This window comes from Escherichia sp. HH26CH (genome assembly GCF_009820205.1).
GTDB classification, from domain to species: Bacteria; Pseudomonadota; Gammaproteobacteria; order Enterobacterales; family Enterobacteriaceae; genus Escherichia; species Escherichia coli_F.
The window spans coordinates 85,784-98,574 of record NZ_VNXM01000038.1; the positions used below are offsets into that span (position 1 = coordinate 85,784).

The window sequence follows — 12,791 nt, forward strand, 5'->3', positions numbered from 1 at the left end:
CTTACGTTCTTACACTTTATCTGTGGTTTAAATCGTCCCGGAGTTGCCCTATATTAGCCAAACGTAATTATTTGGTTACAGGTCGTTAACCTCCATGAAAGACATAGATACACTCATCAGCAACAATGCACTATGGTCAAAAATGCTGGTGGAAGAGGATCCCGGGTTTTTTGAGAAACTGGCGCAAGCGCAAAAACCGCGCTTTCTATGGATTGGATGTTCCGACAGTCGCGTTCCTGCAGAACGTTTAACCGGTCTTGAGCCGGGCGAACTCTTTGTTCACCGTAATGTTGCTAACCTGGTCATTCACACCGACCTGAACTGCCTTTCCGTGGTTCAGTATGCAGTGGATGTTCTCGAAGTTGAACACATTATTATCTGTGGCCACTACGGTTGCGGCGGCGTACAGGCCGCAGTTGAAAACCCGGAACTGGGGCTTATCAACAACTGGCTGCTGCACATTCGCGATATCTGGTTCAAACATAGCTCATTGCTTGGCGAAATGCCGCAAGAGCGCCGTCTGGATACCTTGTGCGAACTGAACGTCATGGAGCAGGTATATAACCTGGGCCACTCCACCATTATGCAATCAGCGTGGAAACGCGGGCAGAAAGTCACCATTCACGGCTGGGCCTACGGCATTCACGACGGTTTGCTGCGTGATCTGGATGTTACCGCCACCAACCGCGAAACCCTTGAACAACGTTACCGTCACGGGATTTCCAATCTCAAGCTGAAACACGCCAACCACAAATAAAAACACCATGCCGGATGCAACACATCCGGCACATCCGCACTTACTCGTCCAGCAGCACTACTTTGCCGATGTACGGCAGATGGCGGTAACGCTGAGCGTAATCAATGCCGTAACCCACCACAAACTCATCCGGGATCGAGAAACCGATAAATTCTACCGGGACGTTCACTTCACGACGGGACGGTTTATCCAGCAGCGTACAAATCGCCAGCGACTTCGGTTCGCGCAGGCTTAAGATTTCACGCACTTTCGACAGTGTATTACCCGAGTCGATGATATCTTCAACAATCAGCACGTCCTTGCCACGGATATCTTCATCCAGATCTTTGAGGATTTTCACATCGCGGGTGGTGGACATGCCGCTACCGTAGCTGGAGGCGGTCATAAAATCGACTTCATGAGATACCTGAACTTCACGGCACAGGTCCGCCATAAACATAAATGAGCCACGCAGCAGGCCTACCAGCACCATATCGCTGCCGCTGTCTTTGTAACGCTCAGTAATCTGACGACCCAGTTCGGCGATACGCGCTTTAATCTCCGCTTCGGGGATCATTACTTCTACAGTATGTTTCATATCTCTAACCATATGATTTAAAAACAAATCACTTCGCACGGGCAGGTTTTGGCACCGCAACAAAGCGCAAGACACGCAGTATACCAGTAAAACTATTCATTGGCGGAATCTGTTAATAAAGCTCGAATTGTGATGACGATCACACATGTTAAAACCTATAATTAATTGCTACTAAAATATTAATGAATTGAAATGGTGTCTCTTTATGGCAATTAACAATACCGGCTCGCGACGATTACTCGTCACGCTAACAGCCCTATTTGCAGCGCTTTGCGGGCTGTATCTTCTCATTGGCGGAGGCTGGTTGGTCGCGATCGGCGGCTCCTGGTACTACCCTATCGCTGGCCTTATGATGCTCGGCGTCGCCTGGATGCTGTGGCGCAGCAAACGCGCCGCACTTTGGCTTTACGCGGCATTGCTGCTTGGCACCATGATTTGGGGCGTCTGGGAAGTGGGTTTCGATTTCTGGGCGCTGACGCCGCGTAGCGACATTCTGGTCTTCTTTGGTATCTGGCTGATCCTGCCGTTTGTCTGGCGTCGCCTGGTCATTCCTGCCAGCGGCGCAGTTGCCGCGTTGGTGGTCGCGCTGTTGATTAGCGGTGGTATCCTCACCTGGGCCGGATTTAACGATCCACAGGAAATCAACGGCACCTTAAGCGCTGATGCTACACCTGCCGAAGCTATCTCCCCCGTTGCCGATCAAGACTGGCCTGCCTATGGTCGCAATCAGGAAGGTCAACGCTTTTCACCACTGAAACAAATTAACGCTGATAACGTCCACAAGCTGAAAGAAGCCTGGGTGTTCCGTACAGGCGATGTGAAACAGCCGAACGATCCGGGCGAAATCACCAATGAAGTGACGCCGATTAAAGTAGGCGACACGCTTTACCTGTGTACCGCTCACCAGCGTTTGTTTGCGCTCGATGCCGCCAGCGGCAAAGAGAAATGGCATTACGATCCTGAGCTGAAAACCAACGAGTCTTTCCAGCATGTAACCTGCCGTGGTGTCTCTTATCATGAAGCCAAAGCAGAAACTGCTTCGCCGGAAGTGATGGCGGATTGCCCGCGTCGTATCATTCTCCCGGTCAATGATGGCCGCCTGATTGCGATTAACGCTGAAAACGGCAAGCTGTGCGAAACCTTTGCCAATAAAGGCGTACTCAATCTGCAAAGCAATATGCCGGACACCAAACCGGGTCTGTATGAGCCGACTTCACCACCGATTATCACTGATAAAACCATCGTGATGGCGGGTTCCGTCACTGATAACTTCTCAACCCGCGAAACGTCTGGCGTGATCCGTGGTTTTGATGTCAATACCGGGGAGCTGTTGTGGGCCTTTGATCCAGGCGCGAAAGATCCGAACGCGATCCCGTCTGACGAACACACCTTTACCTTTAACTCGCCAAACTCGTGGGCACCTGCGGCCTATGACGCGAAGCTGGATCTGGTGTATCTGCCGATGGGCGTTACCACGCCAGATATCTGGGGCGGTAACCGCACCCCAGAACAGGAACGTTATGCCAGCTCAATTCTGGCGCTGAATGCCACTACCGGGAAACTGGCGTGGAGCTATCAGACCGTTCACCACGACCTGTGGGATATGGATCTTCCGGCACAGCCAACGCTGGCAGATATCACCGTTAATGGTCAAAAAGTTCCGGTTATTTACGCTCCAGCGAAAACCGGCAACATTTTTGTGCTTGATCGCCGCAATGGTGAACTGGTGGTTCCGGCCCCGGAAAAACCGGTGCCGCAAGGCGCAGCGAAAGGTGATTACGTTACCCCTACTCAACCGTTTTCTGAACTGAGCTTCCGTCCGACGAAAGATTTAAGCGGTGCGGATATGTGGGGCGCCACCATGTTTGACCAACTGGTGTGCCGCGTAATGTTCCACCAGATGCGTTATGAAGGTATTTTCACCCCGCCATCTGAACAGGGTACGCTGGTCTTCCCGGGTAACCTGGGGATGTTCGAATGGGGCGGGATTTCCGTTGATCCGAATCGTGAAGTGGCAATTGCCAACCCAATGGCGCTGCCGTTCGTTTCGAAACTGATCCCACGCGGTCCTGGCAACCCGATGGAACAGCCGAAAGATGCCAAAGGCACCGGTACGGAATCCGGCATTCAGCCACAGTACGGCGTACCGTATGGCGTTACGCTCAACCCGTTCCTTTCACCGTTTGGTCTGCCGTGTAAACAGCCAGCATGGGGCTATATCTCGGCGTTGGATCTGAAAACCAACGAAGTGGTGTGGAAGAAACGCATTGGTACGCCGCAGGACAGCATGCCGTTCCCGATGCCCATTCCGGTGCCGTTCAATATGGGTATGCCGATGCTTGGCGGGCCAATCTCCACAGCGGGTAACGTGCTGTTTATCGCCGCTACGGCAGATAACTACCTGCGCGCTTACAACATGAGCAACGGTGAAAAACTGTGGCAGGGCCGTTTACCGGCGGGTGGTCAGGCAACACCGATGACCTATGAAGTGAATGGTAAGCAGTATGTGGTGATCTCCGCAGGCGGTCACGGTTCATTTGGTACGAAGATGGGCGACTATATTGTGGCTTATGCGTTGCCGGATGATGTGAATTAAGATTGACTCATATTGCTGACAAAGTGCGCTTTGTTCATGCCGGATGCGGCGAAAACGCCTTATCCGGCCTACTAAAACTCGCAAATTCAATAAATTGCAGAGTTCACGTAGGCCTGATAAGCGTAGCGCATCAGGCAGTTTTGCGTTTGTCAGCAGAATAATGCCCGGAGAGATCCGGGCATATTTCTGAATACGGTCTTTTTATACCGTAAACCCTAACATCATCCCCGTATCTTCATGCTCCAGCAGATGGCAGTGCGCCATATATGCATGTTCTTTCGGTGCGTCGTGATTAAACTTCACCAGGACTTCGCTGACATTACCTTCTACCTTAACAGTATCTTTCCAGCCTGCGCGATGCGTCGCTGGCGGTTTGCCATTTTCTGACAAGATACGGAACTGCGTGCCGTGAATATGGAACGGATGCAGCATCATGTCGCCCACGCCAGAAATAACCCAACGCTCGTACTGCCCTTTCGCCGCCGCAAACATCGGCTTATTCATATCAAACGCCTGACCGTTGATTTTATTGGCATGGTGGAAATCGAACTTCCCGCCGTGGTTCATATGATTCATATTGCCGTGCCCCATATGGCCCATCATCTGGCTGTGGTCCATCCCGGCCATCGCCTGATCGCCATATTTCTCCATCAGCATCTGCATACCCATCATATCGAGCATCGGGTCCATAGAGAGTTGCAGCTTACGTACCGTCAGCCCTTCCAGCGAAGGTAATGCTGGCAGGCTACTTAACGCGTCAGGTAAGGCACCTGAAGCACTAATGGAAATCGGCTGGATCCGCATTACCGGATGCGGCTTGTCAAACGGTGCAATTGCCATTCCCATCTGGCTGACCGGTAGCGTCACCAGATCAAAGGGTTTGTTGTCGTTAACCTCCACCAGCACTTCGAAACGCTCGCCCATCAGCACCGGCAGCTCGCTCACCTTCACTGGTTCAGGTAGCAGACCACCGTCGCTGGCAATCACATACAGCGGGCGATTGTCACTGGTAGCGAAATTGAGCGAGCGGGCGTTACAGCCATTGAGCAAACGCAGGCGCAGCCAGCCACGCGGGGCGGCGTGTTGCGGGTAGATAGCACCATTGGTCAGCAGCGTATCGCCAAACCAACCCACGGCAGCGGTCATCACATCCAGTTGATAATCAATCTGCCCGTCAGCGTTAAATTTTTTATCCTGCACGATCACCGGGACATCATCGATACCCCACTGTTTTGGCAGCATTAACTTCAGGATCTCGTCATCTTCAATCACTACCAGCCCCGCCAGCCCCATCGCCACCTGTCGCCCGGTTTTGCCATGTTGATGCGGATGGAACCAGCAGGTAGCGGCAGGTTGATCAACGTTCAACGTCACCGTACGCTTGCCACCTGGCGGAATAATTCCCTGCGGGCCGCCGTCGACTTCACCCGGTACTTCCAGCCCGTGCCAGTGCAACGTCGTTTCTTCCCTCAGTTGGTTATAGATATCAACCGTTACCGCTTTGCCGCGCTGTAATTTCACCGCCGGCCCCAGCAGATTGCCGTTATAGCCCCAGGTAGTTGCCGTTTTTCCGGCAAAGGTGGACTGGCCTGTGCCAACAGTTAACTGAATACGATTGCGGGCATCAGTCGTGAGCAAATCAGGGATCGGTAACGTTGGACGCTCCGCCGCAAATACTGCGCGGCTCCACAGCGGCAAGGCTGAAGCTACGCCCAGCGCAATGGAATATTTCAAGAAATCACGACGTTGCATAGTTATTTCCTTATTCTTAAGCAGGCGAAACAAAATCAAACGTTGAGCATAGTCCTTCCCCTTACGGGAAGGTCAAGCCGCAGACACAATTTAATCAACAATAATGGTCGTCGCCTCGCTCGCAGTGTGCTAACGTTTATCTTCTTTAAGCCCCTGGTAGAAGCAATGAAGACGTTTTTCAGAACAGTGTTATTCGGCAGCTTGATGGCCGTCTGCGCAAACAGTTACGCGCTCAGCGAGTCTGAAGCCGAAGATATGGCCGATTTAACGGCAGTTTTTGTCTTTCTGAAGAACGATTGTGGTTACCAGAACTTACCAAACGGGCAGATTCGTCGCGCACTGGTCTTTTTCGCCCAGCAAAACCAGTGGGATCTCAGCAACTACGATACCTTCGACATGAAAGCCCTCGGTGAAGACAGCTACCGCGATCTCAGCGGCATCGGCATTCCCGTCGCTAAAAAATGCAAAGCCCTGGCTCGCGATTCCTTAAGCCTGCTTGCCTACGTCAAATAATCCCTGATACCTTTTTGTAGAAATATTGACCGTGCATCCGCGGTCAATGTTAGCTATTATGTTGCGCCCTTTTTTTACGGGTGTTAACAAAGGAGGTATCAACCCATGGCCGAAAAAAAACAGTGGCATGAAACGCTACACGACCAGTTTGGGCAGTACTTTGCTGTAGATAACGTTCTGTATCATGAAAAGACCGATCACCAGGATCTGATCATTTTTGAGAACGCCGCATTTGGTCGCGTAATGGCGCTGGATGGCGTAGTACAAACCACCGAGCGCGACGAGTTTATCTATCATGAGATGATGACCCACGTTCCGCTATTAGCCCACGGTCACGCGAAACATGTGCTGATTATCGGCGGCGGCGACGGTGCCATGCTGCGTGAAGTGACCCGACATAAAAACGTTGAGTCAATCGCGATGGTGGAAATCGATGCGGGTGTCGTGTCGTTCTGCCGTCAGTATCTGCCCAACCATAACGCCGGTAGCTACGACGATCCGCGCTTTAAACTGGTGATCGACGATGGCGTCAATTTCGTTAATCAAACCAGCCAGACCTTTGATGTCATTATCTCCGACTGCACCGATCCTATCGGTCCCGGCGAAAGTCTTTTCACCTCAGCATTTTATGAAGGCTGCAAACGTTGCCTGAATCCTGGCGGTATCTTCGTCGCACAAAACGGCGTCTGCTTTTTACAGCAGGAAGAGGCTATCGACAGCTATCGTAAACTCAGCCATTACTTCAGCGATGTTGGCTTTTATCAGGCGGCAATCCCGACCTATTACGGCGGCATCATGACCTTTGCATGGGCGACAGATAACGACGCCTTACGCCATCTCTCAAGCGAAATTATTCAGGCGCGTTTTCTCGCTTCTGGCCTGAAATGCCGTTATTACAATCCGGCAGTCCATACGGCAGCTTTTGCCTTACCTCAGTATCTGCAAGACGCACTGGCCTCACAGCCGTCCTAAGGAGAAGATAAGAAATTGAAAAAACTGAAACTGCATGGCTTTAATAATCTGACCAAAAGTCTGAGTTTTTGTATTTACGATATCTGCTATGCCAAAACTGCCGAAGAGCGCGACGGTTATATCGCTTATATCGATGAACTCTATAATGCCAACCGCCTGACCGAAATTCTGTCAGAAACCTGTTCCATTATCGGAGCCAATATTCTTAACATCGCCCGCCAGGATTACGAACCACAGGGTGCCAGCGTCACTATTCTGGTGAGTGAAGAACCGGTCGACCCGAAACTTATCGACAAAACAGAACACCCTGGACCACTGCCAGAAACGGTCGTTGCCCATCTCGATAAAAGTCATATTTGCGTACATACCTATCCGGAAAGCCATCCTGAAGGCGGTTTATGTACCTTCCGTGCTGATATTGAAGTCTCGACCTGCGGCGTGATTTCTCCGTTGAAGGCACTGAATTACCTGATCCACCAGCTTGAATCCGATATCGTGACCATTGATTATCGCGTGCGCGGTTTTACCCGCGACATTAACGGTATGAAGCACTTTATCGACCATGAGATTAATTCGATTCAGAACTTTATGTCCGAGGATATGAAGGCGTTGTATGACATGGTGGATGTGAACGTCTATCAGGAAAATATCTTCCATACAAAAATGTTGCTTAAAGAGTTCGACCTTAAGCACTACATGTTCCACACTAAACCGGAAGATTTAACCGACAGCGAGCGCCAGGAAATTACCGCTGCGCTGTGGAAAGAAATGCGCGAGATTTATTACGGGCGCAATATGCCTGCTGTTTAACGGCTCTGGCGGAGCTCGCAGGCTCCGCCATGCTGTAGCGTGGTGTCTTACTGGCCTAATGTATAAGTTAGAGCAGTATTGAAATAATAAAATAGCAGCCGAAACACTCCTTATTATTCATTAAAAATGAGAGTTAATAACACTGTGTTTCTTTTGCATTTTTCACACATTTAAGTTACGATATAAAAGAACACAAATATTCACCACGTAAATATCTTCATGGAACAACATAATTAAGGGAAATAGATAATGAATAACAAGAAAACCATAGCTGCAATATTATTATGCAGTGGTTTATTTATGAACATCGCTAATGCTACTGATGTATATGCTCTGGAGAAAGGATTATACGCTGGTGATGTAAAAGCACAGTATGAATTAGGCGTTAAATACATTAATGGTGATGGCGTTGAGAAAAACTATCTAAAAGGTTCAGTACTGGTTTATGCCTCTGCATACACCCAAAAAAATAGCTCCCTGACCGCCCCTATTGATGTAAAGAATGCGACTAACTGGCAAAGAGATGAAATAGCGCGCCTTGGCGAAGAGTTAGCAAAAAACAACCCAGACGCATGGAAAACACTTTGGATTAATACATCACTCAGTGAATTGCATAAATTAGCCGACAAAGGTGACGCCACTGCTCTGTATCATCTCGGTCTGTCTACCCGTTCCGCCGAAGAAGCATTCACTTACTTTGAAAAAGCGGCAATAAAAAATAATATACCATCGCAAGTTATTTTAGCTGAAATCTACAATACCGCAGGTGGTGTAAAGCAAGATGCCAGCAAAAGTCTTGAATGGACGCGTAAAGCAGCAGAAAATGGCGATGCCGATTCTCAAGTGAAAATGTACCGTTATTACCGTGGAAACTTCGGTGATATCGTTGAGAAAAATGAACATACCGCAAATGAATGGCTGCAAAAAGCAATTGATCAAGGTGATGCTTATGCTATGCAAGAAAAATCATGGAATTATGCTCGTGGCGACATTAGTACTCCAAAGGATATCAATAAGAGTCTCGAACTTTATAAAAAAAGTATGGTTATAAAAATCAACAAAAAAACAGAAAATTATACTGATTATAGTTCATTTGCTTATTTGTATTTACTAAAAGGGGATAATGTAAAATCGTGGGTCCTCTTTCAAATGGCAAAAAAAATCTCTGCACAAATGGGGCAAGAGTTTCAGGTAGCAGAAGAAGACCTGGAAACGATTCCGGTCTTATCGCTTGCCGAAAATAAAAATGCGAAAAACGTCCTTTCTACAAGCGAAGGGAAAGAGGCGAAGAAATTATTAGCCGCGCTGGAAAAGAATCCTTCCTCAATCGCAAACTGGTAACTTGAGTACTAATGTAAACAACGCTCCTGGACCAGGGGCGTTGCAATATCCAGCAATGTTTAGTTTACCCTTGCCTGAGGAAATCGCGGTAAGCCGCCACCACCTGAAGAAAATCCTCAACGCCGCATAGCGACAGGCTTTCTTCGTCGTAGTAGTTCATCCCCTCTTCCATTTCATCGCCAGCGAATTCCAGTTGATTGGCGCGAACCATTACCTCTTCACCGTCCATCCACAGGGTGTATTCATGCCCTGCCCGCTGCCAGGAACGTTCGCTGCCTTTGAGCGTGCGCGCGGCGTCTTCCACTTCATCAAGCAAGGCCAGGTTTTCTTTTACCTCTTCATTAAACCAGTGCCCGACCACTTCATGCCCCATGGACATGCGCACCTTTACCACTCCGGTTACATCGCGCAGAAATTCATAATCCATAGTGTGTTCCTCTGCTCCCGGCAATGCGCCGAAATCGCATTGCGCCATTGATTTAATTATCGCAGCCTTATCGGAGAAAAACAGCAGAACGGCGATGGTTTAGAAATAAAAAATGCCCGGGAATCTCATTCACCGGGCATTGTCTCGTTTATGCGCAGCGGGTGCGCTTACTTATTAAACCGCAGTCTGGAAAATCACCCCATCCGCTTTTTCGGTGTACTGAGAAAGCTGGTTGAAGTTCAGATAACGGTAAGTATCAACGGCTGTTTTATCTACCTGCGCCACGTAGGTCTGGTACTCTTCCGGTGTCGGCAGTTTGCCAATCAGCGCCGCAACAGCAGCCAGTTCAGCAGAAGCCAGGAAGACGTTCGCGCCAGTACCCAGACGGTTCGGGAAGTTACGGGTAGAGGTGGAAACCACCGTCGCACCGTCTGCTACACGCGCCTGGTTACCCATACACAGGGAACAGCCAGGTATCTCGATACGCGCACCGCTCTTACCGAAGACGCTGTAATAGCCTTCCTCGGTAAGCTGCGCAGCGTCCATACGGGTTGGCGGTGCCACCCACAGGCGGGTCGGTAGCTGACCTTTATGCGCATCCAGCAGTTTACCGGCGGCACGGAAGTGACCGATGTTGGTCATGCAAGAACCGATAAACACTTCGTCGATTTTCTCGCCCTGTACCGCAGACAGCGGACGCGCGTCGTCCGGGTCGTTCGGTGCACAGAGGATTGGCTCTTTGATATCCGCCAGATCGATGTCGATCACTGCCGCGTATTCCGCATCTGCATCGGCTTCCAGCAACTCAGGATTCGCCAGCCATTTTTCCATGCCCTGAATACGACGTTCCAGGGTACGACGATCGCCATAACCTTCCGCGATCATCCACTTCAGCAGGACGATGTTAGAGTTCAGGTATTCAATGATCGGCTCTTTGTTCAGCTTGATGGTACAACCGGCAGCAGAACGCTCGGCGGACGCATCGGTCAGCTCAAAGGCCTGCTCAACTTTCAGATCCGGCAGACCTTCGATTTCCAGAATGCGGCCAGAGAAGATGTTTTTCTTGCCTTTCTTCTCAACGGTCAGCAGACCTTGTTTGATCGCATACAGCGGAATGGCGTGTACCAGATCGCGCAGGGTGATGCCCGGCTGCATTTTGCCTTTGAAGCGCACCAGAACGGATTCCGGCATATCCAGCGGCATTACGCCGGTCGCGGCTGCAAATGCCACCAGACCAGAACCCGCCGGGAAAGAGATACCGATCGGGAAACGAGTATGGGAGTCACCGCCAGTACCGACGGTATCCGGCAGCAGCATACGGTTCAGCCAGGAGTGGATTACGCCATCACCCGGACGCAGCGACACACCGCCACGGTTCATGATGAAGTCCGGCAGCGTGTGGTGAGTGTTAACGTCAACTGGTTTCGGATAAGCCGCTGTGTGACAGAAAGACTGCATCACCAGATCAGCCGAGAAGCCCAGGCACGCCAGGTCTTTCAGTTCATCACGGGTCATTGGGCCGGTGGTGTCCTGGGAACCTACAGAGGTCATTTTCGGTTCGCAGTACGCACCCGGACGAATGCCTTTCACGCCGCAGGCACGACCGACCATTTTCTGCGCCAGCGAGAAGCCGCGATCGCTCTCAGCGACATCTTTCGCCTGACGGAACACATCGCTCTGCGGCAGGCCGAGTGCTTCACGCGCTTTGGTGGTCAGCCCACGCCCGATAATCAGCGGAATACGGCCACCTGCTCGCACTTCATCAATCAGCACGTCGGTTTTCAGTTCGAAGGTCGCCAGCAGTTCGCCGGTTTCGTGGTTACGCACTTCACCTTTGTACGGGTAAACGTCAATCACGTCGCCCATGTTCAGGTTAGAGACGTCGACTTCGATTGGCAGTGCACCCGCGTCTTCCATCGTATTAAAGAAGATTGGTGCAATTTTACCACCGAGGCACAAACCACCGCCGCGTTTGTTCGGTACATGAGGAATATCTTCACCCATAAACCACAGCACGGAGTTAGTCGCAGATTTACGTGAGGAACCGGTACCCACAACGTCACCCACATAGGCCAGCGGGAAACCTTTCTGTTGCAGAGCTTCGATTTGCTTGATCGGACCAACAACACCCGGCTGATCTGGCTCAATACCTTCACGCGCGTTTTTCAGCATCGCCAGCGCGTGCAGTGGGATATCCGGGCGCGACCACGCATCCGGTGCCGGAGAGAGGTCATCGGTGTTGGTTTCGCCAGTTACTTTGAAGACGGTAACGGTCAGTTTTTCAGCCAGCGCCGGGCGATTCAGGAACCATTCGGCATCTGCCCAGGACTGCATTACCTGCTTCGCATATTCGTTGCCTGCTTTCGCTTTCTCTTCTACGTCATAGAAGTTATCGAACATCAACAGCGTGTGGGACAGTGCTTTGGCAGCAATCGGTGCCAGTTTGGCATCATCCAGCGCGTCGATCAGCGGATGAATGTTGTAACCACCCTGCATAGTGCCCAGCAGTTCGATAGCTTTTTCCGGAGTCAGCAGCGGGGATTTAGCTTCGCCTTTGGCGACAGCAGCCAGGAAGCCTGCTTTTACATAGGCTGCTTCATCGACGCCAGGGGGAACACGGTTGGTTAACAGATCTAACAGGAATTCTTCTTCGCCCGCGGGCGGGTTTTTCAGCAGCTCTACAAGTGCGGCCATTTGGTTTGCATCCAGGGGTTTGGGCGCAATCCCCTCAGCGGCACGCTCAGCTACGTGCTTACGGTATTCTTCTAGCACGACGGTTCTCCTCGCTCTCATTGTCATAGTGCGGCAGGCGATTCTCTTCACGCTCCTGTGAGACAGCAGTTTGTAGGGTAAATGCCCAGTACCGCAACGGGCAGAATAGCAGGATTTTGACGACGTGTTAATCTGTTTACAAAAAAGCAACATAAAAAAGTGGCTGAATCGTTAAGGATAGTCTAGAGATTGTTTCCCTTCGTAAAAACCTCGTTAATTCGCATGGTGATAATCACCTTTCTCAACAAAACACAAGATTAGTCAAAATTTAAAC

At 50.5% G+C, this 12,791-nt stretch carries 10 protein-coding genes; 6 read left to right on the forward strand and 4 right to left on the reverse strand.

Annotated elements, in window-relative coordinates:
• Nucleotides 1-94 precede the first annotated feature (94 nt).
• On the forward strand, nucleotides 95-757 hold the full coding sequence (can, locus tag FQ015_RS12390) for a carbonate dehydratase (RefSeq protein WP_000651599.1): 663 nt from the start codon (nucleotides 95-97) through the stop codon (nucleotides 755-757).
• 40 nt (nucleotides 758-797) lie between these two features.
• On the opposite strand, the gene hpt is transcribed toward can, so the two are convergent.
• Nucleotides 798-1,334, reverse strand: a complete 537-nt coding sequence (gene hpt, locus FQ015_RS12395) for a hypoxanthine phosphoribosyltransferase (RefSeq protein WP_000683336.1) — start codon at nucleotides 1,332-1,334, stop codon at nucleotides 798-800.
• A 205-nt stretch (nucleotides 1,335-1,539) separates the two neighbouring features.
• On the opposite strand from hpt, the gene gcd reads away from it, so the two are divergent.
• Nucleotides 1,540-3,930 (forward strand): quinoprotein glucose dehydrogenase, encoded by a 2,391-nt coding sequence (gene gcd, locus FQ015_RS12400; RefSeq protein ID WP_105272036.1) that lies wholly within the window; start codon nucleotides 1,540-1,542, stop codon nucleotides 3,928-3,930.
• Nucleotides 3,931-4,131: 201 nt separating this feature from the next.
• On the opposite strand, the gene cueO is transcribed toward gcd, so the two are convergent.
• Entirely contained in the window at nucleotides 4,132-5,682 is a 1,551-nt protein-coding gene (gene cueO / locus FQ015_RS12405) for a multicopper oxidase CueO (protein WP_160524108.1), read from the reverse strand.
• A 165-nt stretch (nucleotides 5,683-5,847) separates the two neighbouring features.
• Here cueO and FQ015_RS12410 point away from each other — a divergent pair, with 165 nt between their 5' ends.
• The 4 genes from FQ015_RS12410 (at nucleotide 5,848) to FQ015_RS12425 (ending at nucleotide 9,318) form a co-directional block, all read left to right on the forward strand.
• The gene (locus tag FQ015_RS12410; protein ID WP_001295568.1) at nucleotides 5,848-6,195 is read left to right on the forward strand and encodes a YacC family pilotin-like protein; all 348 of its coding nucleotides are present in this window, start codon (nucleotides 5,848-5,850) and stop codon (nucleotides 6,193-6,195) included.
• Between the two features lie 105 nt (nucleotides 6,196-6,300).
• Nucleotides 6,301-7,167 (forward strand): polyamine aminopropyltransferase, encoded by an 867-nt coding sequence (gene speE, locus FQ015_RS12415; protein ID WP_160524109.1) that lies wholly within the window; start codon nucleotides 6,301-6,303, stop codon nucleotides 7,165-7,167.
• Between the two features lie 15 nt (nucleotides 7,168-7,182).
• The gene (gene speD, locus FQ015_RS12420) at nucleotides 7,183-7,977 is read left to right on the forward strand and encodes an adenosylmethionine decarboxylase (RefSeq protein ID WP_000734290.1); all 795 of its coding nucleotides are present in this window, start codon (nucleotides 7,183-7,185) and stop codon (nucleotides 7,975-7,977) included.
• A 249-nt stretch (nucleotides 7,978-8,226) separates the two neighbouring features.
• Nucleotides 8,227-9,318, forward strand: a complete 1,092-nt coding sequence (locus tag FQ015_RS12425; protein WP_115738818.1) for a tetratricopeptide repeat protein — start codon at nucleotides 8,227-8,229, stop codon at nucleotides 9,316-9,318.
• A gap of 64 nt (nucleotides 9,319-9,382) precedes the next feature.
• Here FQ015_RS12425 and yacL read toward each other — a convergent pair whose 3' ends face one another.
• Both yacL and acnB read right to left on the reverse strand, forming a co-directional pair.
• Nucleotides 9,383-9,745 carry a protein YacL gene (gene yacL / locus FQ015_RS12430; protein WP_039021872.1) on the reverse strand — a complete coding sequence of 121 codons (363 nt, stop codon included), beginning with the start codon at nucleotides 9,743-9,745 and terminating at the stop codon, nucleotides 9,383-9,385.
• Between the two features lie 174 nt (nucleotides 9,746-9,919).
• Complete coding sequence (gene acnB, locus FQ015_RS12435) at nucleotides 9,920-12,517, reverse strand: bifunctional aconitate hydratase 2/2-methylisocitrate dehydratase (protein WP_012599867.1); 2,598 nt, start codon at nucleotides 12,515-12,517, stop codon at nucleotides 9,920-9,922.
• Nucleotides 12,518-12,791: the final 274 nt, after the last annotated feature.

Bases quoted from the DNA above. Each gene is read 5' to 3' on its own strand.
- gcd (WP_105272036.1), top strand. From the start codon at position 1,540: ATGGCAATTAACAATACCGGCTCGCGACGATTACTCGTCACGCTAACA.
- can (WP_000651599.1), top strand. From the start codon at position 95: ATGAAAGACATAGATACACTCATCAGCAACAATGCACTATGGTCAAAA.
- FQ015_RS12410 (WP_001295568.1), top strand. From the start codon at position 5,848: ATGAAGACGTTTTTCAGAACAGTGTTATTCGGCAGCTTGATGGCCGTC.
- speE (WP_160524109.1), top strand. From the start codon at position 6,301: ATGGCCGAAAAAAAACAGTGGCATGAAACGCTACACGACCAGTTTGGG.
- hpt (WP_000683336.1), bottom strand. From the start codon at position 1,334: ATGAAACATACTGTAGAAGTAATGATCCCCGAAGCGGAGATTAAAGCG.
- cueO (WP_160524108.1), bottom strand. From the start codon at position 5,682: ATGCAACGTCGTGATTTCTTGAAATATTCCATTGCGCTGGGCGTAGCT.
- FQ015_RS12425 (WP_115738818.1), top strand. From the start codon at position 8,227: ATGAATAACAAGAAAACCATAGCTGCAATATTATTATGCAGTGGTTTA.
- yacL (WP_039021872.1), bottom strand. From the start codon at position 9,745: ATGGATTATGAATTTCTGCGCGATGTAACCGGAGTGGTAAAGGTGCGC.